Consider the following 23,158-nt stretch of genomic DNA (forward strand, 5'->3'; position numbering starts at 1 on the left):
AATGGGTTAAAATGGTAAATCATCATCCTGTTCGTCAACAGGTGCCGGTTCTGATGTCACACTATTTGAAGTCTTTGCGACAGGCTTTGAGGTTGCAGCATCTTGTGCATTTGATTGCCCTTCATTTTTGTTTGACAAAAAAGTGAAGTCCTGCACGTGCACTTCAGTGGTATATCGGGTGTTGCCATCTTCACCCTGCCATTGGCGATTTTTCAACCTTCCCTCAACATAGATCTTGTCTCCTTTGCCCAAGTATTTTTCACATACCTCGGCCGCTTTGTTGCGTACCACGATGTTGTGCCAGTCGGTGTTGGTCACTTTTTCACCCGTCTGCCGGTTGGTATAGGTTTCATTGGTGGCCAGGGGAAATCTAGCAATGCAGCCCCCGCCCTCAAAATAATGTATTTTCACTTCGTCGCCCAGATGCCCGATAAGCATCACTTTGTTCAATGTTCCACTCATATCATTTCTATCTAATCCGTCTATCTAATCAAAAGTACTAAAATTTGTAGGTATTGATAAAGTCAGCCATCAATACCGGAACGGGATATTCTTTAACATTTTCTACGGATACCCCATTTTTCAAAACCGAAGACAACTTGACCACCCAAAATTTGGTGTAGAGATGTTGGTGTGAGAGTTTATGTACTATCGGCTCTTGATTGTAGCTTTCTATGGATGAAACCGTACCAAACCCTTTACACTTTTCTTCAACCAGATGCACATCCATCATTCCCAAGACACCCTCTGACTCAAGTAATGGAAATTGATATAAATTCTGCCAAATGCCTTTTTGGGTACGTTTTTCCAACTGCGTATTGCCATCGCTATCAATCAAGACCAGATAGTTGAAAAACCGTTTCTTGACCTTGTTCTTTTTCAACTTTACGGGAAGCTGGCCCACCAAACCTTTTTGAAGGGCCTTACAGCCATCGTTCAATGGGCAAACCGTGCAATTCGGATTTTTAGGGGCACATTGTATCGCACCGAATTCCATAATGCCCTGATTGTAGTCGCGAACAGTTGAAGCGCTCATTACCTCTTTCGCCAACTGTTTGAAATATTTGATTCCAGCAGTGCTGTTTGTGGGGAGGTCAACGCCAAAATATCTCGCCAGTACACGGTACACATTGCCATCGACCACGGGTTGCGGCTCACCATAGCAGATAGAGGCGATGGCACTGGCGGTGTAGTCGCCCACACCCTTCAATTTCAACAAGCCTTCGTAGGTTTTGGGGAACTCCGCACCATTCTCGGCTACCACATATCTTGCCGTGGCATGCATGTTTCTTGCTCTTGAGTAGTACCCAAGGCCCTGCCAAAGTTTGAGCACCTTTTCTTCACTGGCATTCGCCAAATCGGTAACGGTCGGAAACGCTTTAATAAACTTTTTATAGTATGGCAATCCCTGTGCGACGCGGGTCTGCTGCAACATTACTTCTGAAAGCCAGATATTGTAAGGATTTTGTGTGGTTCGCCATGGTAATTCACGTTTATTTTCTGTGTACCAGCGTAAAATTTTTTGGGAAAAATCCATAGCAAAAATAATAATGGACAAAAGTAGCAGTTTATATACTTAAAATTTAGAGGCTTATCCAAATCATCCCATTTTAATTTATATATTTGCAAGCCTTAAAAACAAAAACTTAATTACAACATGACGAAAGCGGATATTGTATCCAGAATCTCAGAAAAGCTGGGTATGGAGAAAGGAGATGTTCAAGCAACGGTTGAATCATTCATGGAAGAGGTGAAGGCCTCGCTTGAAAGTGGAAATAACGTATATCTGAGAGGTTTTGGAAGCTTTATCATCAAGACCAGGGCAGAGAAGACAGGAAGAAACATATCAAAGAATACGACCATCAAGATTCCTGCACACAACATTCCTGCGTTTAAACCTGCAAAAGTGTTTGTCGAAGGCGTTAAAAGCAACGTACAGGTCAAATAAATTATAACCCAAAAGGAGAACTTCTATGCCGAGTGGTAAGAAAAGAAAAAGACATAAGGTAGCGACCCACAAGCGAAAAAAGCGAAGGAGAGCTAACCGACACAAGAAAAAGTAGTTGTTTTCGACTACTTTTTCATTTTAGAGCCATACGTTCTTTGACATAGTTAGAGATTCAAAAGAATTTCAATCGGTCGTCATGACCGATTTCAAAATATTGTTTAATCATCCGTTTTCAAAACTTGAAAATGGATACAAATCGATTCATGTGAATAGAGAATTAGTAGTAAGATCTCGTCACGATTCAGTCGATTTTGCCTTACTTAAGGATGGAAAACTTATAGAACTTCACAAAGATGAAGATGACAACAATTTTGCTGTAGGAGACATATTTCTCGCAAAAATCAGGAAACCCGTTTCGGGCCTGAATGCAGCGTTTGTTGATGTGGGCTATGAAAAAGATGCTTTTTTGCATTATCACGATCTGGGCCCGCAACTGTCATCACTCTTAAAATTCATCAAGCAAGCACGTACGGGAAAACTCAGAGATTTTTCCCTAAAGAATTTTCCGTTTGAAAAAGACATTGACAAAAATGGCGGCATCAACGATGTCATCAAGGCCAACCAGTCGTTATTGGTTCAAATTGTAAAAGAGCCCATTTCGACAAAAGGACCCAGAATCAGCTCAGAGCTATCCATAGCCGGGCGCTATTTGGTCATGGTCCCCTTTTCTGACCGCGTTTCCGTATCGCAAAAAATCGGAACCCGTGAAGAAAAAAACAGGTTGATCCGTTTGGTGAAAAGTATCAAACCAAAAGGGTTTGGCGTTATCATCAGAACCGTCGCCGAAGGCAAAAAAGTCGCTGAACTTGATAAAGACCTTCAGAATTTGCAATCAAAGTGGATTGCAATGTGCAAAAAGATCTATAAAGCACCACACCCCTCAAAAGTCTTGGTCGAGGTCAATAGGGCCTCATCAATTCTAAGGGATGTTTTCAACGATACCTTCACGGGTATTCACGTTGATGATGAAACGCTTCATGATCAAATCAAGGATTATCTGCATGAAATTGCTCCTGATAAGGTATCGATAGTAAAGCACTATACCGGTTCAGCACCAATATTTGAAAAATTTGGTATTGAACGACAGATAAAGACCTCATTCGGGCGTACGGCCTCAATGAGCAAAGGTGCATATTTGGTTATCGAACATACTGAAGCACTTCACGTTATCGATGTGAACAGTGGCAATAGGTCCAACAAGGCCAAAAACCAAGAAGATACTGCCCTTGAGGTAAATCTTTTGGCTGCCACTGAGATTGCGAGGCAGTTGCGCCTTCGAGATATGGGAGGCATCATTGTGATCGATTTCATTGATATGACCAGAGGTGATCATAGAAGAAAGCTTTTCGATCATCTCAGGGATGAGATGAAAGATGATCGTGCCAAGCACAAAATCTTGCCTCCGAGCAAGTTCGGGCTGGTACAGATTACCAGGCAGCGTGTTCGGCCAGAAATGAAAATCAAGACCAGTGAAGAAAATCCGAACGGAAGCGGTCAAGAGATTGAAGCGCCCATCGTCTTGATTGAAAAAATCAACACTGACTTAGAACGAATCATGAAAGGCCCAAACAAAAACAAAGGGGGAATCACATTGAACCTACACCCTTTTATTGCGGCCTATTTGACCAAGGGGTTTCCCTCCATACGGTCAAAATGGTTCTTGGAGCATAAAAAATGGGTCAAAGTTCAGCCCAGAGATGCATACACATACCTTGAGTACCGTTTTAAGGACAAAGACGGTAAAACCATACGCTAAAAAGCGGCTCCAAAATTGGGGCCGCTTTTTTGTTTTATACCATATTCTTTCATTGTTTTACTTTTATGTAAGATTCATTGCCATGAGACCACTATATTTTTCGTTTTTGACATTACTTTTTTTTGGATGCGCTCCCGAGACGCCAAAGGCTTTTTCAGAATTGATGAACGATGCCCCATCTATTAAGGGCAAACAGACCTATTTAGAATCTCCGTATGTCACAGCGGGCAACCGCGTGTACATGGTCGGGCACCAAGACGGAAGCTTCCCTGATCTTGGCTGGCACATCAAAGGTGAAATGGGCGGTATTTGGAACCACCCCATCAAATTGATGGATGGGTTCGAGGCGACTATTTATGTAGGTGATGACAAGCTTTCGTTGAACAAAGCAACAGGTTTTGTCAACTATCCCATGGCCAACAAGCATATTTTTGAATTTCCTGAAAAAGGGTTAACCATAGAACGTTGGCAATTTGTGCCCGATGGAAAACAAGGTGTTTTTATTCAATTCTTGATCAAAAGCATATCGGAAACCGACCAAAACATTGATTTTGAGTTTACAGGGCATTCCGATTTAAGGCCTACGTGGTTGGGCGAACGAACTAATATGGTCGATGGCCGAGATGTCGCATCGTTCGATAACGGAAAATGGATTGTCAAAGACAGCAACAACGAATGGTACGCTGTTTTTGGTTCTGATGAAAGTCCGACCAAGCAAGAGAAAAAAGAATCTGAAGAAGAGAATGCGTCATCCAGCTCGCTTACCTATTCTTTGGATGTTGGCCAAACAACGGCCATAAACTTTGTAATCTCAGGTTCTTATCAATCTGAAAATCAGGCGCTCAGTGAATATGCTGACCTACAAAAAAACTATTCCAGTTATGCCACAGACAAAAAACTTCGCTACGCTTCACTGGCGCAACAATCAAAATTGTCCATCCCTGATAAAGATCTGCAACAAGCTTTTGAGTGGCTCAAATACAACTGTGATTGGCTCGTAAGGTCAGTACCTGAAATTGGCACTGGTATCGGGGCAGGCATTCCCGATTACCCGTGGTGGTTCGGGGTCGATAGCGAATATGCGCTCATGGGGTATATGGCCGTGGGGCAGACCGATCCAGTGTACAGCACCATCAAACTACTCGACAGTGTTTCGATGGCTCTGAACGGCAACGGAAAAATAATTCACGAAATGTCAACCAATGGTACTGTTTTCAATGCTGGAAATATTAACGAAACACCACAGTTTGCATCATTGATATGGGAAATCTATAAATGGAACGGTGATAAAGAGTTTCTCAAGAAATATTTCCCCACTATCGAAAAGGGGCTTAATTGGTTGCTGCTAGAAAATGATGAAAATAAAAATCTGTTTCCTGACGGATTTGGAATGATGGAAATACATGGTCTTGATAGTGAAATGATTGATGTAGCCTCGTATACGCAAAAGGCTTTTTCAGACGCAGCAAAAATGGCCGATGAGTTGGGCAAGACCGCCCTAGCCAATCAATATGAGGCTTTGGCAGAAAATCTAAAGGAAAAAATAAATGCTGAATTCTGGTCTGAAGAATTCAATTCGTACGCCGATTTTCTAGGCACTGATGAGCAGGCACTGCATTTGATTGAAGATGCCATCATACGGGCAGACACTTTGAACAAACCCTGGGCCATTGAAGAATTGGAGCAGACCAAAAAACGACTATTGGCAAGTCCATCCAGCGAATTAAGACCCTTTGTACTGCACCATAACTGGGTGGTCAACACCCCTATGGAAATGGGCATTGCCGACTCTGCCAAGGCTATTACCGCATTGGATACGGCCAAAAAGTTTACCAATCAGTTTGGGGTTTTTGTCACCGGCATCGATCGTGATGAGTCGGCTGGCAAGGACGATGGTTCGTTTCAGGGCAGCAAAGTATTTTCATACACGGGTGCTGTAATGACCTTGCCTACTGGTGTTCAAGCCATTGCTGAAAATAATTACGGTCGCCCTGATGAGGCTTTGGATTATCTCAAACGAATGGCCAGAACTTTCAGCTATGCACTACCTGGAAGCATGTATGAAGTCTCCCCAGACTACGGCATGATGACCCAGGCATGGAACATCTATGCCTTTGCCATACCCATAGTGCAGCAGTTTTTTGGCATCCAACCTATGGCCCATAAAAAAACAGTGGTCATTAGACCCCAAATGCCCTCAACTTGGAATGAAGCCTCACTTGAAAATGTAAAAGTGGCCGATAACTCCATATCTGTTTTTTTCTCTGAAAATGATGGAAAATTCAACATCAAGATACATCAGATAAATCCCGAATGGACGCTGAAAGTGATGCTTCCCAAAGATTCATACGTTATAGAAAATGATGATGTGCAAATTACCGAGGAAGGTGCAAATGCTGTTTTTATATCATCGGGCAAAGAATTGATTTTAAATTCAAAATAACCGCAGTGGCACTTCCCAATAAACAGAAAAACCATGTTACTGTACAGGAAGCCACCAAAAAACTGGAAAGCTACTGTGCCTATCAAGAACGCTGCCATCAAGAAGTGGTTCAAAAATTGAGGCAGATGCGCATGATACCCGAAGCCATTGACCATATCGTGACCCACCTCATCAAAGAAAATTACCTAAATGAAGAACGGTTTGCAAAAAGTTATGCAAGAGGAAAATTCACTGTTAAAAAATGGGGCAAAAACCGTATTGTCAATGAACTCAAACGGCGTCAAATTTCTAGGTTCAACATCAAAAGTGCCCTAAAAGAAATCGATGGTGAAGAATACCTGAACACTTTTGACAAGCTTGCCGAAAAAAGACTCGCACAAATCAAGGAAACCCATCCTCAAAAACGAAAAAGAAAATTGGCCGATTATCTTCTATATCGGGGTTGGGAAAGTGAACTGGTGTATCAGAAAGTTAAAGAGCTGATATAACACTCCCCTTACTCCCCCCCCTCAAGGAAGGATTTCGTTTATTGTCCCCATGAGGGGACAGGAAAATGCCAAGCATTTTCCAGGGGTGTTTTTACATTGACCCTTTAATGTTTATTATGTTTTGATGCGTTTTTTTGACCGCTTGTTCGTTCTTCCAATCAATCCATTGTTGGCCCTTGAGCCTTCGCATCACATTGTCATAGTACCGCATAAAGAAAATATTATACAATGCTTTCCCAAGATTTTTGGGCCTTCTAGCAATGGCTCGCAAACTCATTGAAAAACCCGGGGTAAGGTATTTCATGTGGTGCCAATACCCTTCGGGAATGTAGACCACGTTGCCATGTTCAAGATTTGTGATATACCCCTTGGCTTTTTTGAGGGCGGGCCATTTTTCAAAATCTGGGTCGGCAAAATCGATGTCCTCGCGCGTAATCAGCGAATGCGGAATCTTGTACAAAAATTTTGTTTCCGATTGTGGAAAAAGAATGCACTGCTTTTTTCCCGCAAAATGAAAATGAAAGATATTGGCCAAATCGATGTCGTAGTGCATAAACGTATGGCTGTTGCTGCCCCCGAAAAAAAGCATGGGAAGGCCCTTCATCAGACGCAAACCAAAATCTGGATATTTAAAGTCTTTCTGAAGCACAGGAACTTCTTTGAGCACATTCCAAAGAAAAATTCGGTATTTGGTCGGTTTGCTTTTTAGCAAATCGATATAGTCGGCCATTTTCATTTTGGCGTGAGGCTCATTGAACCCCTCATCATGTTTCACCGGGCGGTCATCATAAAGCGGCACCTCTTTTTCACCGGCTACCCGCTTGATATAATCCAAGTTCCATTTGGTGTAGGCGGGCCAATCTTCGATAAAATTCTCAATGACCACAGGTTTTTGTGGTCTGAAATAATCACGGATAAACTCCCGTTTTGTAAGGGTTTTTACCCTCGGAATTTGCTGAACGTTAAGTTCCAAAATCTGAGTGTTTCGAACTGGCTAATTTAAAAAACCGATCATAAATGAAGTAAATTCTATTCCCTGCGTACCAATTTTGAAGTTGCTTTGGCATTCTCGTTGCGCTCAATGGTATGCCCTGGTCTTGACCACTTTGGTTTTTCTCCAAGGGGCTGAAGCTCAGAATCTACTTTTTCCACAGTTTTGGGTTGCGGATGTTTTTCAAAAGCTTTTTGCGGGTTCAACCCCAATTGCTTGAAGAGCTCCATATCTTCATTGACATCAGGGTTTGGGGTAGTCAGCAATTTATCGCCCGCAAAGATGGAGTTTGCCCCAGCAAAGAAACACAACGCCTGCCCTTCCCTGCTCATTTCAGTACGGCCCGCCGACAAGCGAACCTGGGTCTTTGGCATCACAATTCGTGTGGTGGCCACCATACGTATCATCTCCCAAATTTCGACCGGTTTCTGTTCTTCCATGGGTGTACCCTCAACGGCTACCAACGCATTGATGGGCACGGATTCCGGCTGTGGATTCAGTGTTGATAGTGCCACCAGCATACCTGCTCTATCTTCGGCTGATTCACCCATACCAATGATTCCCCCACTGCAAACGGTCACATTGGTCTTGCGAACATTTTCAATGGTCTGTAGACGGTCTTCGTAGCCACGGGTTGAAATGACCTCTTTGTAATACTCTTCAGAAGTATCCAAATTGTGGTTGTACGCATAAAGCCCGGCCTCAGCCAATCGTTTGGCTTGATTTTCGGTGACCATGCCTAAGGTGCAGCATACTTCCATGTCTAATTTATTGATGGTGCGCACCATTTCGAGCACTTGATCAAATTCAGGTCCATCTTTAACGTTTCGCCAAGCGGCGCCCATACATACGCGTGAGCTACCCGAAGCCTTTGCGCGAAGTGCCTGTGCCTTGACCTGCTGTACCGACATCAGATCATTGCCCTCGATATCGGTATGGTAGCGAGCGGCCTGCGGACAATAGCCGCAATCTTCTGGACACCCCCCAGTTTTGATGGAAAGCAGGGTGGAAACCTGCACCGTGTTCGGGTCGTGTTGCTGACGGTGCACGGTGGCTGCTTCGTAGAGCAGCTGCATCAAAGGTTTGTTATAGATCTCGAGTATTTCCTCTTTGGTCCAGTTGTGTTTTGTTTCGCCCATGGGTCAAAAATAGGGATTTCGAAAAATCAAATACCAAAATACAAGCATCAAATTCCAAAAACAACAACATTGAAATTTTTCATTTGCTACTTGGTGCTTTCAGAAGGATGCTAACCGCGTTCCCACCAAACCCCACTGCATTAACCATTACATGTTTGATTTCTTTGGGATGGGATTGTTCAAAAAACGGGGTGAAAATAAATTCTTGGTGCTGTAGCATCAAAATGGCCATTTCGATACTTAGCATGCCAGAAGCCCCGAAAGTATGTCCGGTTTTCCATTTATTGGTCGTCAGTGCCGGATGCTTCTCTCCAAATACTTTTTTAATTGCATTAAATTCTGAACTGTCGCCTTTTACCGTGCCGGGAGCATGCATGACAATGGCATCAACTTCGGCAACATCCAATCCATTTAAAGCCATTTTCATGGATTTTTGAAAACACTGCGCATCCGTCGAAATCGATACATTGTGCTGCAAAGGTTCGGTGGCATAGCCGATACCCACGATTTCTGCGAGGGAGTCGCCTTTCGGATTTTTTTCCAAACAGGCCATGGCCGCAGCTTCGCCCAAGACCATGGTGTTTTGTTTCTTTTTTAAGTCGAGTGCCCTACAAGGATAAGCATCGTTGAAGGAGGCTTCGACTGCGCTCAGCCTCACATTGGAATCAGCGTAGATTTTCAAGGCCTGCATCTGGGCAATGGTAAAGGGGGTCAATGGCGCTTCGCTGCCCCCGACCAAAAACCTCTCGGTCATTCCGCTTTGAAGCCAAGCAATGGCGTTCAACAGAGCATGCAACGAAGTTGAACAGGTAACGCTATGTGAAATCTCGGGACCTTTTGACCCTAAATCGTGCGCTACCCATGAAGAAATATTGCCCAAAGTGGTAGTGGGCGAAGCCAGTGTTGAGGTGGATTCAGTCTCCAAGAATTCTTGATGGAATTTTTCAAAAAGGGATGTTGCCCCGCGAGAAGAGCCGATATTGATTCCAAAGTTTGAATCATGGCCCCATCTTGCATTTTTAACAGTGGTTCTCGCCACATGGATGGCATATAGCACCGAATCATCCAAATTTTTGTATTTGGCATCTGAACGGCAAAGTATCCCGATTTCTTCTTTGATTGCCCGAGGTAATGGGGCTGCCCAAACGGATTGTTTGCCAATTTGGGTTTTCGACAAAAAATGCTTCCCGCTTTGGTACGATTGCCAAACCTCTTCTTGGGAATTTCCCAATGCAGAAATAGAGGATAGCGCAGTGATATGAATGGATTGTTTTAACGATCCCTCACTCAATTCCTCCCCATAGGGATGGGAAGCTTTTCTTTTTTGCGAATCCTGCATCATGATTGCCAAGTTTCAACCGCATCCAGTGCGGCTTCCATCACATCATAAACCTGTTGCAATTGTTCATTTGTGATGACATAAGGTGGCAGGGTGTATAGGGTATTTCCCAAAGGGCGGAGGTTCACGCCCCTATCCATAAAGAACGTGTACAATTTATCCCTAAAATTACCATAGCGGTCAGTTTCGACGGCCAAATCCACAGCCAAAATGACTCCCATAGTGCGTGCATTTTCGACAGCGGGATGGCCAGGAATCTTATCGATGAACTTTTCATGGGCTTTTGCAATGTACGACCTGCGTTCTGCAATTTGTTCGGAAGTCAACAAATCCAATCCCGCCAAGGCTGCGGCACAACCCACGGGATGTGCGCTATAGGTATGCGCATGAAAAAAGCCCCTGTGCACCTCATCACTCAAAAATGCGTTAAAAACCTGTTCGCTGGCAGAAGTGATGCTCAATGGAAACATGCCAGCGGTAAGCGCCTTGCTGAGACAGACCATATCAGGCTGTTGTTCAAGATGATCGGACGCAAAAATTTTTCCGGTCTTGCCAAACCCGGTCATAATCTCGTCGGCAATGCACAATACACCTGCCTTTTGGCAAATTGCCATCAAAGCATCCAATCCTTTTGCAGTATGGAATTTCATGCCAGCGGCCCCTTGCACCAAAGGTTCAAAAACAAAGGCTGCACAGGCATTTTCGTCAATAATGGCTTTGAGCTGCGAAAGTACGTCGGCCAAATTATCTTCTTGGGGAACAGGAATTCGCTTCACCTTCAGCAGAAAATCTTCAAAAGGGCCGTTGTAGACCGATAGCCCCGAAGCGCTCATGGCACCAAAAGTATCCCCGTGAAATCCGTCTTCAAAAGCAATGAGGGTGTCACGTTTTTCACCTTGGTTATGATGGTATTGCAGCGCCATTTTGATACCGGCCTCAATGGCCGTTGAGCCATTGTCGTTGAAAAAAATACGCCTTTGATTTGAGGGTAGAAGTGCCAATAAACGTTCGGCAAGTTCGATGGCAGGTTTGTGGGTAAATCCACTGAACATCACAAAATCAAGTTGCTGCATCTGTCGGGTCATGGCATCAACGATATGCCTGTTCGCATGGCCGTACATGGCGGTGTACCATGAAGCGATTCCATCAATATAGGTGTTGCCTTTTTCATCAAAGAGCAATGCGCCCTCAGCCCTGACAATGCCCAAGGGCGGTGGGGCCGTTTTATGCTGTGTCAGTGGATGCCAAAGGTAGTTTTGGTCTCGTGCTGTCAATGATTTTGGTTGTGTTTCGCGCAACAAAATCGTCAATTTATCTATCTTGCAAAGATGGGGATTAAAACCAAAAAAACCTGATGGCCCAAGTGCTTAAAAAAATCGCCGACTACCTTACCCCAAATTATCAGAAGCTGAAAACTAGTACGGTTTTCTTTTGGTTTTTTAGCTGCGCGTTATTTATTCGATTTCCTTTTTTTTTTAGGGATTATATTGACCGTGACGAGAGCACGTTCATCATTATGGCACAATCATGGGTTGATGGCCATCTGCCCTACACCCAGCTATGGGATTTAAAACCCCCCATCATTTTTCTATTCTTTGCGATACTTATCAAGCTTTTTGGCAAGAGTTTTATCGCCATTCGTTTGGCAGGCACTTTGATGGTGGCCATCACTGCTATTTGTACCTATAAAATAGCAAACAGAACAACCTCGACAAAAGTTGCCTTTTGGGTGGGAATCTTCACCGTCATATTTCAATCGCTTTTCGGAAGCCTGCAGGGGGTGATGTCAGAACACATCTGTATTACGTTCTTCATGGTGGGGCTGTACACCTTTCTGTTTAAACCGCAATGGTATTTTGTGTTGCTTTCAGGAGTATTCTTTGGTTTATCACTGATGTCAAAACTCAACGTTGCCTATCCGATTTTCTTTTTGGTCATCTATTTGACTTGGGAGGCATTCCGTCAGAAAAGACTACCTGCTGCCATTCAAAAGCTGTTTTGGTTGGGCTTTGGCATTTTAATCGTGATAACGATGACCGCTCTGCCGTATTATCTGTCTGGCGAAACAATGTTGTGGTGGCAATCGGTTTTTATGGCACCCATGGCGTACTCGAGTTCAAAGCCTGCAACAATCATTAAAGTGGTCCTCTTCTTCTTGCTGTTTTCAGTTTGGGTGTTATTCTCATTCAAAAAGGGATGGTTGGATTTCAAAAAAAGGGAAGCAAAAATACTTGTTGTGATTTCCTTCGGAATCGTTTTTTCATTTCTTCAAACAGGCAAAATCAATGGGCATTATTTGATTTTGATTTATCCCCCATTGTTGCTTTTGATAGAATTGTCGGTTTCAAAAATCGGCTGGCTGAAAAAGCTGAATCGGCCATCAATCCTACTGATTGTTTTTCTTTTGCTTCCTATGGAAGCGTATCTGGAATATTACAATATCATCAAGAATAAGGTGCAAAATGATACGTTTTTTAATGGGGAAGGTATCAATGTTCCAAAATATATTATTGGCAATCAAATAGATACAAAAAATATTCTTTTCTTCGAATATCACATCGGATATTGGCTTTTGAACGAAGAACCACCTACCAAAGCAGCGACCCACCCGAGTACCATTTTAAGGGAATCGATGTTTCCCTACATGCAGAATCCGCGAAAAACAAGCATGGAAGAATTGCGCTATTTAATGGAAAAAGTACGGCCCCCAATCGTGGTTACCCGAAGAAACCGGAGGGTCTTTGACAAAAAAATGGAAGAAGCCAACGCCTATATCAATGCATACCTTGAAGAAAACTACCAAAAACTAGATTCAGTGGACGCAGCCTTGATTCATCAGAGATTAGAATGATGTCAATGCAGATTGAAACCGTTCCGCATATTTTTTGATGGTTTTTTTATTGAATGCTTTCTCTTCTTCAATCCTTCCCAAAAAAACCGCTTTTGTTTTTGAAAGAATGATACTTTCTGTCGTCGGATGCTCATTGCCACTGAAAATGATGCCCACTTTAAAACCTTTTGCTTCGAGGATATTGATGGTAAGCAATGAATGGTTGATACTGCCCAGATAATGGCGGGAAACGACCACTACCTTATAATCAGACTGGATCAAATCAAGAATGGTATCAGTATCGTTTAGCGGCACCAAAAGTCCGCCCGCCCCTTCAATGACCAAGTGGTTATCGGTCACAGGTTCGTTGATTGCATCCAAACTGATGTTGACCCCGTCGATATCAGCCGCCGCATGAGGACTCATCGGGGTGTTCAAGGCATAGCTGTTGGAATGGATTTTGGTCGTTGTGTTTGAAACAAGGTTTTTCACCTTGTGACTGTCCGAATCATCTAAATCACCTGCTTGAACCGGTTTCCAATAGTCAGCTTCCAATGCTTCAACTAAAATCGCGGAAGCAATCGTTTTTCCTACCTCGGTGGATATGCCCGTGACAAATACTTTCATGAGGCAGCTCTTCTGATAATATTACAGTTTAGACAGCGGTATTTTTTTGGCTCAAAAAAGGGGAAGAGTTTGTACAACAAAGTTTTTCGGGCATAATATACCTCTGATCTTTGTTTTTTACAGTTGGGGCAGGTCACCAGATTACCAGATTCATCAACGGCATACACTCGGAGTTCATCGTAAATTTTTCGAGCCTCCTCTTCATCTTGTTTCAGTACCTGAAGTTTGATGCCACCCAGTGCATTGCTGGCAAAGGGTTCAACGCTCACCGTATTCTCATCTTTCAAGTGCACCTGAATACCTTCAGATTCTAACTTTCCCTTGATGACCTGTACATCGGCCAAAAATTCAAAACTGCCCAAGGTAATCCACTCGTTCTTCATTTCAAATGCCCTTTAACCAAATTCAAAACTTTTTTTATTTCATGTTCTGTGTTGAAAGCATGTAGGCAAAATCGCAGCCGTTCTTTTCCTTTTGGCACTGTTGGTGAAAAAATGGGTCGCACATCAAAACCTTCTTCTTTCAGTTCTTTTGAAAGTTGTTTCGCTTTTTGATTTCCATCGACAAAGCAAATTTGAATGGCCGAATCGGATAATCCAAAATAGGTATTTAGCCCCAAATTTTTAACAGTGTCCACAAAAAAATGAATGTTGCTTTTTAGGGTATCGATTTTTTCCTTTCCGATGCTCTTTTGAAGTACTTCATACGCTGCCAAGATAGACGCTGCGGTATGGGGTGGCAAGGCCGTGGTATAGATAAAACTGCGTGCAAAATTGATAAGGTATGATTTCATTTTCTCACTGCCCAACCATGCCGCACCATGGCAGCCCATGGCTTTGCCAAAAGTCACAAGTCTGGCAAAGACTTTCTTTTCTAGGCCAAACTCATTGATCAAGCCTTTTCCCTCGCCAAAGATTCCAGTGGCATGGGCTTCATCGACCACCAATCGAAAGCCGTGTTCAGAACAAAAAATTGCCAGTGATTCTAGGTCAGGCACATCTCCATCCATCGAAAAAACAGATTCCGTGATAACATAAATTTCTACACTGCTGTCTATATTTCGACCCTGCCTGCCGGTAGGCGAGATGCGCTCAATATGACAGCGTAAATCCTCCAAATCGTTATGCTTGAATTTATAGGCCTTGGCATGGCTCATTTGGATGCCGTCGCGGATGCTGGCATGCACCAATTCATCGTAAAAAATAAAGTTGCCCCGTTGCGGAACACTCGAAAAAAAGCCGATGTTGGCATCGTAACCCGAATTGAACACCAAGGCCGCTTCGACTTCGTGAAATTTAGCAATGGATTCTTCCAATGTTCCCAACAATGGATAACTCCCCGAAAGCAATCGAGAGCCCGTGGCACCATTTTTAGGATGGTTCATTTGGGAAAGCTGCTTTAAAGCAATGTTTTCAATTTCCGAATTTCGGGCAAAGCCCAGATAATCGTTGGAAGAAAAATCCACCAGACCCTCATCATAAGAAAGCTTTCTAAGCGCATCTTCATCCGCTCTTTTTTGAAGTTTTGTTTCCAATTTTTTTGGGAAATCGGGCATGGACCAAAAGTACTATCTTTATTGAAATACCATCCTATATGGTCGTTTACAAACAGGCTTCCACAGAAAGTGATCTGCGGCAAATCTTGGCATTGCAACAACGGAATCTTCCCAAAAACCTATCCCAAGAGGAAATCAAACAAGAGGGGTTTTTGACTGTGGAACATGATTTTGAATTGCTCAAGAAAATGAACGACAAATGTGCTCATACCATCGCTACGATAGACGACAAGGTCATAGCGTATTTGTTGTCAATGCATCCTAAATTTGCAGAGGAAATTGCTGTTTTGAAGCCCATGTTTGCCGAAATCACTAAAGTGGTTTCAAAATCGGAACGCTATATCATCATGGGGCAGGTCTGTGTGGCCAAATCACATCGTGGGCAAGGTATTTTTAGGGGATTGTACACTCACATGCAACAATTTCTCCAACCCACTTACACCAAAATCATCACCGAGGTCGATGTCAAGAACAGCCGTTCGATGCAAGCCCATAAGGCCATGGGTTTTGTTGAATTGAAACGTTACGAAGCAGATGGAAAAGAGTGGTCTTTGATTATATTGGGATAGTACTTTTGTCACTAAAATCAATTTCTTGTGTAAGAAACGCTCTTCGATTGGTTTTAGGGCATTTTGTGCATTTCATCGAAAAGTAAGCACTAAAACAGCTGCTTTAACGTATTTTTAAGATACAATCAACCTAAGCTTGTCACGGTTACTAGTTCCCTTTTTTATGGTCACTGCCCTTGGTTTTTCACAGAATATCAATTTTGACCAACTGGGCAAGGAAAAATGGCTACGTTACAACGGGGGCGTTTCCGCAAGTGCCATTTACTATGATGGCACGGCCAACAGGCAACCTTTTACCTATTTTTTGAACGGTAATCTGAATTTCAACATAGCGGGGCTCTACAACATACCCCTATCGTTCACCTATTCGAACCAAGACTTCAATTTTGCTAATCCGTTTCAGTTCAATCGGCTGAGCCTGCACCCCTCCTACAAATGGGCGACGGCGCACATCGGCGATGTGAACATGACCTTTTCGCCCTACACTTTGGCTGGACATCAATTCACAGGATTCGGATTTGACCTCGCACCCGAGGGAAAATTTCAATTCAGTGCCATGTACGGCCGCCTGTTGCGGGCCACCGAACACAATGCCGAAGAGCCTCAGGCCTTGACTGCCTATCGCAGAACGGGCTTTGGTTTTAAAACGGCCTACAATTTTGATTTTGCCAATATTGGACTGATTTTTTTCAAAGCCAAAGATGATGAAAACTCGTTGGAAAATCCATTTCCTGTAGAGCTTGGGCTAACACCCAAAGACAACGCCGTTGTTTCACTTGAATCCAACTTCCGATTGTTCGACAAGGCAGTGATACGGGTCGAATACGCCCTTTCGGGCATCACTGAAGATACCCGATTGGCACAACCCCGATTCGCCAACGGCCCTTTTTCTTTTCTGCTGGATGAGAATATCAGTACGAATTACTATAGTGCCTTTAATGCTTCCCTCAATTATCCTGCAGGCAACGGCACCCTTGGGGTTGGGTATGAACGCATTGACCCCGACTACCGCACTTTCGGGGCCTACTTCTTCAACAACGATTTGGAAAACATCACCATAAACGCCACACAAAACCTGTTCAACAACAAACTGAATGTCAGTGTCAATGCAGGGCTACAGCAAGACAACCTGAACAATGCCAAATCTGCAGAACTGCAACGCATTGTCAGTGCCATCAATCTCAACTATACCGCTTCTGACCGATTGGGCATCAATGGATCCTACTCTAACTTTCAATCGTACACCAACATTCGTGACCAGTTCGATTTTATCAACCAAGTCGGTGAGCTTGACAATGTTGACACACTCAACTATCGCCAAATTTCGCAGAATGCCAATCTGGGCATCAATTATATCGTCAAAAAAACAGAAACAAAACAACATAGTGCCAATCTCAATTTGGTCTATCAAAATTCTGACAACCAGCAAGATGGCCAGACCATAGCCGGTGGCAGCAATAGTTTTTACAATGGTACCGCCTCGTACAGTTGGGGGTTTCCGAAAGCTGCATTCACCGTTTCGCTCGCGACCAATGCTTCTTACAATGCCATTGGAGATACCGACGATAACCTGATTCTCGGTCCCACACTGGCCATTGGCAAGCAATTTTTTGATAAAAGATTGCGTACTAATTTTTCGAGCAGTTACAATACTTCCTATACAAACGGGGAACAAGATAATACGGTGTATAATTTCAGACTTGGAAGCAACTACACGTGGTTGCAAAAGCACAATTTCAGCATGAATGTGCTATCCCTTTTCAGAAATACGGTACTACAAAATAACAATGATTTCACGGTCACTTTTGGCTACACCTATACGTTCGATAATTTTCGATTGGATTTGAAAGGAAGCCAAAAAACGAAAAACAGCCGTGCCGCCATTTTGAGCTTTCGCTACAGAGGTGTTTCATACAGTGGCACCCTACCGCAACTCAACGAGCAGCTGACCAACGTGTTCAACAGCAGCCAGTTCAGCAATATTCCCGCTTACAAAAGAGACGATCTGACCTTGCTCTTGAACATTGTCAAATCACAAAAGCGCAATGAAAAATATAAGGAAAGTGCCTTGTTGTTCTTGGGAGAACTCTATGATTTTGAGGATTTCAAAAATGTTTACAACTCTGCTATGTTCAGGGTAATCGAAAAGATTCAACGAGACATGAAACGCATTGATGAGCAACTCGAACGTCTTTTCGTAGCGACAAAACTAAAGGTGGATCGGCACCGTTTGCACAATAAACCAGAGGCTTCTTACACTGAAGCCGATAAAAGACTAGTCTTAAGATATAAAGCCCTTTTGGCCGAGCGGAAAAATCGTATGGAAAAGCTCGTAGGGCATCGATGGATGGAAGAACATTTTGAGACCCTTGATGGTTTTGAAAGTGTACAAAATGCGAAAGGTTATCTGAAGGAATTCAAGGATTTTAGGATGGAAGCCTCGTACAAGCTCTTTGACGAAACCAATGATGCACAAGCTTTGGAAAACTTTTTGGAAAAAGAGATCATCGATTTTTACTATAAAAAATCGCTGCAGGTAGTGGACCCAGAACTCTTTGAACTCAAATATATCAACAAAAACTAGGAAGGCATTATATGGGGATACTATTACATAGGCTATTCTTTAAAAGAACCAGAAGCTTTCTCGCCATACCCTGCGGAGATGTGACAAGAGTGCGGCTATGCCTGTCGTTAGCCATCAATTGTATCCTGGTAACGGCACAGTCTTTTCCGGTACAGGTAGTGCCGCAGTCCGTGCCGCCCGCTCCGATATACCTCTCCAATTATGCTGATGCCAGCACGGTGAACGGCCCGTTGCGGGTACAGCTCATCTTAAACGATTTTACTATTCCGACACGCGAGGTGTGGCTCAGAGTCAATTTTGAGGGCAATGGCCTCTCATTTCAGAGCAACGATATCGTCGCTGGGGCAAACCCCTTGTTTCTTGAAGGTGGTACACCGCTCGTGCTGACCCACTCAGACCTGGCGCCCTATTTTCAATTTGAGAACATTATCGGAGTATCGCCCAATGCCTATGGGCAGGCGTTGGATGAGGGTGCTTATCAAATCTGTTTTGAGGTTTTTGATGTGCTCACGGGCAATCGGCTTTCTCAACAAAGCTGTACCCTCGTGGCTGTTTTTCAGAATGATCCGCCCTTGTTGGTACTGCCCATTGATAAAAGTATGGTCGAAGAACGTAATCCACAGAACATCGTTTTTCAATGGACACCGCGGCACATCAACGTTAGCAATGTGCAGTACGAACTCAGCATCGTCGAGATTTGGGACAACCAAGTCGACCCCCAGCAAGCGTTTCTGAGCTCACCCCCCATTTTTCAGACCACGACCACAGCGACCACCTATGTTTACTCACCGGCCGACCCTTTGCTCCTCTCGGGCAAAAACTATGCGTGGCGGGTGCGCGCCGTGGCCCTTCAGGGCACAGAGGAAATCGGACTTTTCGAAAACCAGGGGTACAGTGAAATCTATTCGTTCGGCTATTCGGGCATCTGTACATTGCCCACTTCCATTTCACATCAGGTGAAAGGCAGCACCAATGTCAATATTCTTTGGGAAGATTTCACGACCGATATACCAGAGTTTACAATAAGATACAGACAAAAAGCCTCCCCCACTGGGGGAGGTTTGGAGGGGGCTGAATGGTTTCAAACCAAGACCACGGCAAATTACATTACGCTTTGGGATTTAAAACCGGGCACCACCTATGAATACCAGGTGCAAAAAACCTGTACGCTCGATCAAAGCGACTGGAGCATCGCTCAAGAATTCACCACTGCTTTGACAAACGAAGAGACCAGCCTTTATGAATGTGGTATCACCCCAGATTTTGAAATAAGCAATAAAGACCCGTTGCAGAATATCAGCTCGGGTGAACGATTTAAAGCTGGTGATTTTCAGGTCACCGTCACCGAGGTCAGCGGCAGCAACGGTCGGTTTACGGGCAAGGGGTATGTGACCATCCCCTATTTGAACAACATCAAGGTGAGCGTTGAATTTACCAATGTGCTCATCAACACTGAAAAACAACTGGCCGAGGGCACGGCACGAACGGTTTATGACAGTGATGCCGGAAACATTTTGGATGTAGATGATGCGGTGGATACGGTGGATGATATTGTTGATTTTATAAACTCAATATCTGATTTATTCGACGGTTTGGCCGAAGTGAATGACTCTTTTGAAAATTTTTCGGGAACAGCAGAAGAAATTGAAAACATAGACACACAGATTGATGGATTTTCTTCAGAGATTGACAATATTCTTAACGACCCAACAATTCCTCAAAACGTCAAAGAAAAAGTAGCTGACCTTTACGAGACTGGAGGCCAATCCTTTGACAATTTCGGTGAGAATCCAAGCGGCCCCAATGCTGATGGCTATTTTAATAACTCAAGTGGGGCATTTGGAGAATTACAAGAAGAAGTTGGAGCTATAAAAAAGAATAAAGAAGCACTCAATAGGTTGGCCCAAGCTATGACCTCCTTGAACGGAAAGGCATTTATTAAATGCAAGAAATGTGAAAACAGTGACAATGAATTTCAACCTATCGATGGTGAAGGTACCATTTTCATCAATGCACTTGGCGACATCGGGAAATATCTAAAATGTATCGTAGGAGAGAAAACAGAAAATCCAAATGAACCTATCGCTCTACATAAAAACACACAAGGAACTGTTTCAGAAGACAGTAAAACTACTGAGCTACAGCAAGAATTGGCTGCATTCATCAATTTCAAAGATAAATTTCTGGTGGTGGCACAGTCATCGACAAATCTAATTGAATGCCAAGTTCCACTGACCTTTTTAGAAGAACACTGCAATCATGAAAATGATAGAGTCTCTAATGCAGAGATAAATCTTGTGACTGAGGAACTTAAAAAATGTTTGGGCAACACGATTAGTGCCAATGATGTGGCGTCAACCCTTAGAAAACTCAAAGACCAGATTAGGGCCAATCAAGATGTAGAGTATGAAATAAAAGGCCAAATCTACAGGCTCAATCAACAAGGACAACCTGAGTTGGTAGGCAATGCGTTGACCAATGAACAGATCAATACAGGTGATTGGTCCGATTCAGACATTGACTTGAAAATGCGGTTTGCATTCAATCAAGATGGCATTCTTCAGTTCAGAGCATTCGGCATTAGAAATAGTATCAAAAATCAAGATGGAAAGCAGATTAATGTTCAAGAAATATCAAATAAAATACGCGCCAAATCCAACGATTTACTGCTCGAGTATAAAGTTTCTGATATTCTGAAGACTTTGGCAGCTTCAAATTATTTCTTCGACAGTGATAATTATCCTGATGGAAAAAAATTGAAAATAAACAAGGATGTAAACTTTGTAAAATACTTTTCTGAATTGGGTGGTATCACCACAACTTTCATCAAAACCACTAAGATTGAACAAGATGTTTACATCGATAATCCAAAACAGGGCCAGATATTAAGGGGGCCTCCCGTACTGACCGGAACTGTTGAAGGTGCAGCAAAAGAAGTTACCGAAATTACCAGCATGGTCATCATGGTCTACGATGTGGCTACCGACGAAAAAGTACGTCAAGAAACCGTTGATGGTTTTATCGCCATAAAAGACAAGATAAAAGATGACCCCTCATCGCTTTACCCAATAGTCAAAGAAGTGGTTATTGAAGAGATTACTGGTCTAACGCCCGATGAACTTGCCAATCTAAACGTAGAGACAGGGCTTGGTCAACACCGAACCTCAAAGACTTCTGTACGAACAGTGGCTTCGATACTGGCAGGGGGCAAGTTTCTCTCTGAGCTACCAGACATGGCCCTGAGTCTTGCTGCGAAAATAGCTCGAGCCAAAACACTTCGAAGATTCAAGGCCTTTGATAATGCAAGCGGCGCAATTTCAAAAAAATTGGATAACCTTGGTGACTCAAAGCAGACCTTCCTAGATGATTTTGGAGATGCTCCAGATGAAATTATTGAACAGATTGCCAAAAATCCAGGATTGGTTGATAGTTGGGAAATATTACAAAACACTTCTTTCAGCATAGATATTAGATGGCTCGAATCATTTGATGTACTCAAAAAAAATGATTTGTTAAAGCTAATGAGTGAAATAAGTAATGTAGAAATTACTGCAATTCATAGATATACCGTCAACAATTTTGAATTAACTAGTGGGTCTTATCTAGGAACTTTAACTGCTAAGCAGCAAGAATGGATTGATTTGGTTAACTCTGGACTTGATAAGTTGAGACCTATCAGAAATTACCAAGGAAAAGTGTTCAGAGGTACAAACCGACCCGAGACAGAAATCATTCAAAGGTATGTTAATGTTTATAATGAAGGGGTTGCAAGAGGTATTACTCCGAGGGCAAACGAACCACCTTTACTTTCAACGTCTAAGAGCGTAGATGTAGCTGAAGAATTTATTTCAAGTAGCAAAAAGCCTAATTATACAGAAATAATGTTTGAAATAAATTCAAAAAGGGGCGTTGACATAGATGATATATCAAATTATGGAAAAAATCTATGCCCGAAAAATCCTAAATGTAATTTGGTTCAAGAAGAAGTGATTTTATCGAATAATCAAGACTATGAGATTTTAGATGTCATAAAAACAACTAAAAATGATGGCTCTACTCGTTACATAATTAAACTATCAGAATAGTTATGGTTCAGGAAGATTTAAAAATTTTAGGTGCGCTGAGTTTTTATGTTGGAAGAAGAGACGTAGGTTCTGAATCTAAAGAAGAGCTTATTGATATTGCATTAAATAATCAAATATCATTGGAAAGGTTAAGTTTTCTACACTGGAAAGACAGAAATCTTATCAAATCGATTAGAGAGAGAGATGAAACTCAATTTACGTTTTTTTGGGAGACAAAAAGTCCTTTTTCGCAATGGTATAAATCCTCTTTTATTTCTTCTGAACAATTTTTTCACCAAGGGATTAATGAGCATCAAAAAGAATATTTAAAAGACAGCTTACCTAAAGAATTGGAGTTTTGTTCTGCTGAGCAATTTATGATGTACCACAAGGCAATAATCTTCTTAGATAGAGAAATTGCGAAAGATATAATGAAAACCTCAAACCCTAGAAAAATAAAAGAACTTGGGAGACAGGTAAAAAACTATGACGATGAGGTGTGGAAATACCATAGGAGCAATATTGTTTATATAGGAAACTTTCTGAAGTTCAAACAAAATCCCGCTCAAATGAATGCTTTAATAAATACTATGGGAACGACTCTCGTAGAAGCAGCACCTAATGACAAAATCTGGGGAATTGGGCTTAAGGCAGAGAACCCTAAAGCTAAACAAAGAGAGACTTGGGAAGGAAAAAATTTATTAGGTGAAATACTGACTCTGTTGAGGATGGAGTTCATGGATGGAATATATTGAATGATAAAAA

General features: G+C 42.7%; 18 protein-coding genes. 9 read left to right on the forward strand and 9 right to left on the reverse strand.

Going from position 1 to position 23,158, the window contains the following annotated elements; genetic code table 11:
• Nucleotides 1-6: 6 nt before the first annotated feature.
• Nucleotides 7-462 (reverse strand): single-stranded DNA-binding protein, encoded by a 456-nt coding sequence (gene ssb / locus AAAH86_RS13350; protein ID WP_343488146.1) that lies wholly within the window; start codon nucleotides 460-462, stop codon nucleotides 7-9.
• A 37-nt stretch (nucleotides 463-499) separates the two neighbouring features.
• Nucleotides 500-1,537 carry an A/G-specific adenine glycosylase gene (mutY, locus tag AAAH86_RS13355; protein ID WP_343488147.1) on the reverse strand — a complete coding sequence of 346 codons (1,038 nt, stop codon included), beginning with the start codon at nucleotides 1,535-1,537 and terminating at the stop codon, nucleotides 500-502.
• A gap of 120 nt (nucleotides 1,538-1,657) precedes the next feature.
• Between mutY and AAAH86_RS13360 the strand changes: the two genes are divergently transcribed.
• From AAAH86_RS13360 to AAAH86_RS13375, 4 genes are all read left to right on the forward strand, one after another.
• A complete protein-coding gene (locus AAAH86_RS13360) occupies nucleotides 1,658-1,948 on the forward strand; it encodes an HU family DNA-binding protein (protein ID WP_343488148.1) in 291 nt (96 codons plus the stop codon).
• Nucleotides 1,949-2,213: 265 nt separating this feature from the next.
• Nucleotides 2,214-3,764, forward strand: a complete 1,551-nt coding sequence (locus AAAH86_RS13365) for a ribonuclease E/G (protein ID WP_343488368.1) — start codon at nucleotides 2,214-2,216, stop codon at nucleotides 3,762-3,764.
• An 82-nt stretch (nucleotides 3,765-3,846) separates the two neighbouring features.
• Nucleotides 3,847-6,207 carry a trehalase family glycosidase gene (locus AAAH86_RS13370; RefSeq protein ID WP_343488149.1) on the forward strand — a complete coding sequence of 787 codons (2,361 nt, stop codon included), beginning with the start codon at nucleotides 3,847-3,849 and terminating at the stop codon, nucleotides 6,205-6,207.
• 5 nt (nucleotides 6,208-6,212) lie between these two features.
• Nucleotides 6,213-6,695, forward strand: a complete 483-nt coding sequence (locus AAAH86_RS13375) for a regulatory protein RecX (RefSeq protein WP_343488150.1) — start codon at nucleotides 6,213-6,215, stop codon at nucleotides 6,693-6,695.
• 91 nt (nucleotides 6,696-6,786) lie between these two features.
• Here the strand turns inward: AAAH86_RS13375 and AAAH86_RS13380 are convergent, their stop codons facing one another.
• From AAAH86_RS13380 to bioA, 4 genes are all read right to left on the reverse strand, one after another.
• On the reverse strand, nucleotides 6,787-7,668 hold the full coding sequence (locus tag AAAH86_RS13380; RefSeq protein ID WP_343488151.1) for a cupin-like domain-containing protein: 882 nt from the start codon (nucleotides 7,666-7,668) through the stop codon (nucleotides 6,787-6,789).
• A 56-nt stretch (nucleotides 7,669-7,724) separates the two neighbouring features.
• Nucleotides 7,725-8,825, reverse strand: coding sequence for a biotin synthase BioB (bioB, locus tag AAAH86_RS13385; RefSeq protein WP_343488152.1), 1,101 nt, complete (start codon nucleotides 8,823-8,825; stop codon nucleotides 7,725-7,727).
• 79 nt (nucleotides 8,826-8,904) lie between these two features.
• Entirely contained in the window at nucleotides 8,905-10,167 is a 1,263-nt protein-coding gene (locus AAAH86_RS13390; protein WP_343488153.1) for a beta-ketoacyl synthase N-terminal-like domain-containing protein, read from the reverse strand.
• A complete protein-coding gene (gene bioA / locus AAAH86_RS13395; RefSeq protein ID WP_343488154.1) occupies nucleotides 10,164-11,462 on the reverse strand; it encodes an adenosylmethionine--8-amino-7-oxononanoate transaminase in 1,299 nt (432 codons plus the stop codon). Before bioA ends, AAAH86_RS13390 begins: the two co-directional genes overlap by 4 nt.
• Before the next feature lie 56 nt (nucleotides 11,463-11,518).
• Between bioA and AAAH86_RS13400 the strand changes: the two genes are divergently transcribed.
• A complete protein-coding gene (locus tag AAAH86_RS13400) occupies nucleotides 11,519-13,015 on the forward strand; it encodes a glycosyltransferase family 39 protein (protein ID WP_343488155.1) in 1,497 nt (498 codons plus the stop codon).
• Here the strand turns inward: AAAH86_RS13400 and bioD are convergent.
• From bioD to AAAH86_RS13415, 3 genes are read right to left on the reverse strand one after another with little or no spacing between them, the layout of a single operon-like run.
• A complete protein-coding gene (gene bioD, locus AAAH86_RS13405) occupies nucleotides 13,007-13,621 on the reverse strand; it encodes a dethiobiotin synthase (protein ID WP_343488156.1) in 615 nt (204 codons plus the stop codon). The two genes, AAAH86_RS13400 and bioD, sit on opposite strands and share 9 nt — an antisense overlap.
• Entirely contained in the window at nucleotides 13,618-14,004 is a 387-nt protein-coding gene (locus AAAH86_RS13410) for a DUF2007 domain-containing protein (RefSeq protein ID WP_343488157.1), read from the reverse strand. The genes bioD and AAAH86_RS13410 overlap by 4 nt, the downstream gene beginning before the upstream one ends.
• The gene (locus AAAH86_RS13415) at nucleotides 14,001-15,155 is read right to left on the reverse strand and encodes a pyridoxal phosphate-dependent aminotransferase family protein (protein ID WP_343488158.1); all 1,155 of its coding nucleotides are present in this window, start codon (nucleotides 15,153-15,155) and stop codon (nucleotides 14,001-14,003) included. The genes AAAH86_RS13410 and AAAH86_RS13415 overlap by 4 nt, the downstream gene beginning before the upstream one ends.
• A gap of 59 nt (nucleotides 15,156-15,214) precedes the next feature.
• Here AAAH86_RS13415 and AAAH86_RS13420 point away from each other — a divergent pair, with 59 nt between their 5' ends.
• The 4 genes from AAAH86_RS13420 (at nucleotide 15,215) to AAAH86_RS13435 (ending at nucleotide 23,148) form a co-directional block, all read left to right on the forward strand.
• On the forward strand, nucleotides 15,215-15,745 hold the full coding sequence (locus tag AAAH86_RS13420) for a GNAT family N-acetyltransferase (protein WP_343488159.1): 531 nt from the start codon (nucleotides 15,215-15,217) through the stop codon (nucleotides 15,743-15,745).
• Nucleotides 15,746-15,881: 136 nt separating this feature from the next.
• Complete coding sequence (locus AAAH86_RS13425) at nucleotides 15,882-18,329, forward strand: hypothetical protein (protein WP_343488160.1); 2,448 nt, start codon at nucleotides 15,882-15,884, stop codon at nucleotides 18,327-18,329.
• Between the two features lie 11 nt (nucleotides 18,330-18,340).
• Complete coding sequence (locus AAAH86_RS13430) at nucleotides 18,341-22,414, forward strand: fibronectin type III domain-containing protein (RefSeq protein WP_343488161.1); 4,074 nt, start codon at nucleotides 18,341-18,343, stop codon at nucleotides 22,412-22,414.
• A gap of 2 nt (nucleotides 22,415-22,416) precedes the next feature.
• Nucleotides 22,417-23,148, forward strand: a complete 732-nt coding sequence (locus AAAH86_RS13435) for an NADAR family protein (protein WP_343488162.1) — start codon at nucleotides 22,417-22,419, stop codon at nucleotides 23,146-23,148.
• Nucleotides 23,149-23,158: the final 10 nt, after the last annotated feature.

This window comes from Allomuricauda sp. d1 (genome assembly GCF_039592695.1).
Taxonomy (GTDB): domain Bacteria; phylum Bacteroidota; class Bacteroidia; order Flavobacteriales; family Flavobacteriaceae; genus Flagellimonas_A.

Excerpts from the sequence above, each read along its gene's own strand:
- ssb (WP_343488146.1), bottom strand. The coding sequence starts at position 462 with ATGAGTGGAACATTGAACAAAGTGATGCTTATCGGGCATCTGGGCGAC.
- mutY (WP_343488147.1), bottom strand. The coding sequence starts at position 1,537 with ATGGATTTTTCCCAAAAAATTTTACGCTGGTACACAGAAAATAAACGT.
- AAAH86_RS13360 (WP_343488148.1), top strand. The coding sequence starts at position 1,658 with ATGACGAAAGCGGATATTGTATCCAGAATCTCAGAAAAGCTGGGTATG.
- AAAH86_RS13370 (WP_343488149.1), top strand. The coding sequence starts at position 3,847 with ATGAGACCACTATATTTTTCGTTTTTGACATTACTTTTTTTTGGATGC.
- bioB (WP_343488152.1), bottom strand. The coding sequence starts at position 8,825 with ATGGGCGAAACAAAACACAACTGGACCAAAGAGGAAATACTCGAGATC.
- AAAH86_RS13390 (WP_343488153.1), bottom strand. The coding sequence starts at position 10,167 with ATGATGCAGGATTCGCAAAAAAGAAAAGCTTCCCATCCCTATGGGGAG.
- AAAH86_RS13400 (WP_343488155.1), top strand. The coding sequence starts at position 11,519 with ATGGCCCAAGTGCTTAAAAAAATCGCCGACTACCTTACCCCAAATTAT.
- bioD (WP_343488156.1), bottom strand. The coding sequence starts at position 13,621 with ATGAAAGTATTTGTCACGGGCATATCCACCGAGGTAGGAAAAACGATT.
- AAAH86_RS13410 (WP_343488157.1), bottom strand. The coding sequence starts at position 14,004 with ATGAAGAACGAGTGGATTACCTTGGGCAGTTTTGAATTTTTGGCCGAT.
- AAAH86_RS13420 (WP_343488159.1), top strand. The coding sequence starts at position 15,215 with ATGGTCGTTTACAAACAGGCTTCCACAGAAAGTGATCTGCGGCAAATC.
- AAAH86_RS13430 (WP_343488161.1), top strand. The coding sequence starts at position 18,341 with ATGGGGATACTATTACATAGGCTATTCTTTAAAAGAACCAGAAGCTTT.
- AAAH86_RS13435 (WP_343488162.1), top strand. The coding sequence starts at position 22,417 with ATGGTTCAGGAAGATTTAAAAATTTTAGGTGCGCTGAGTTTTTATGTT.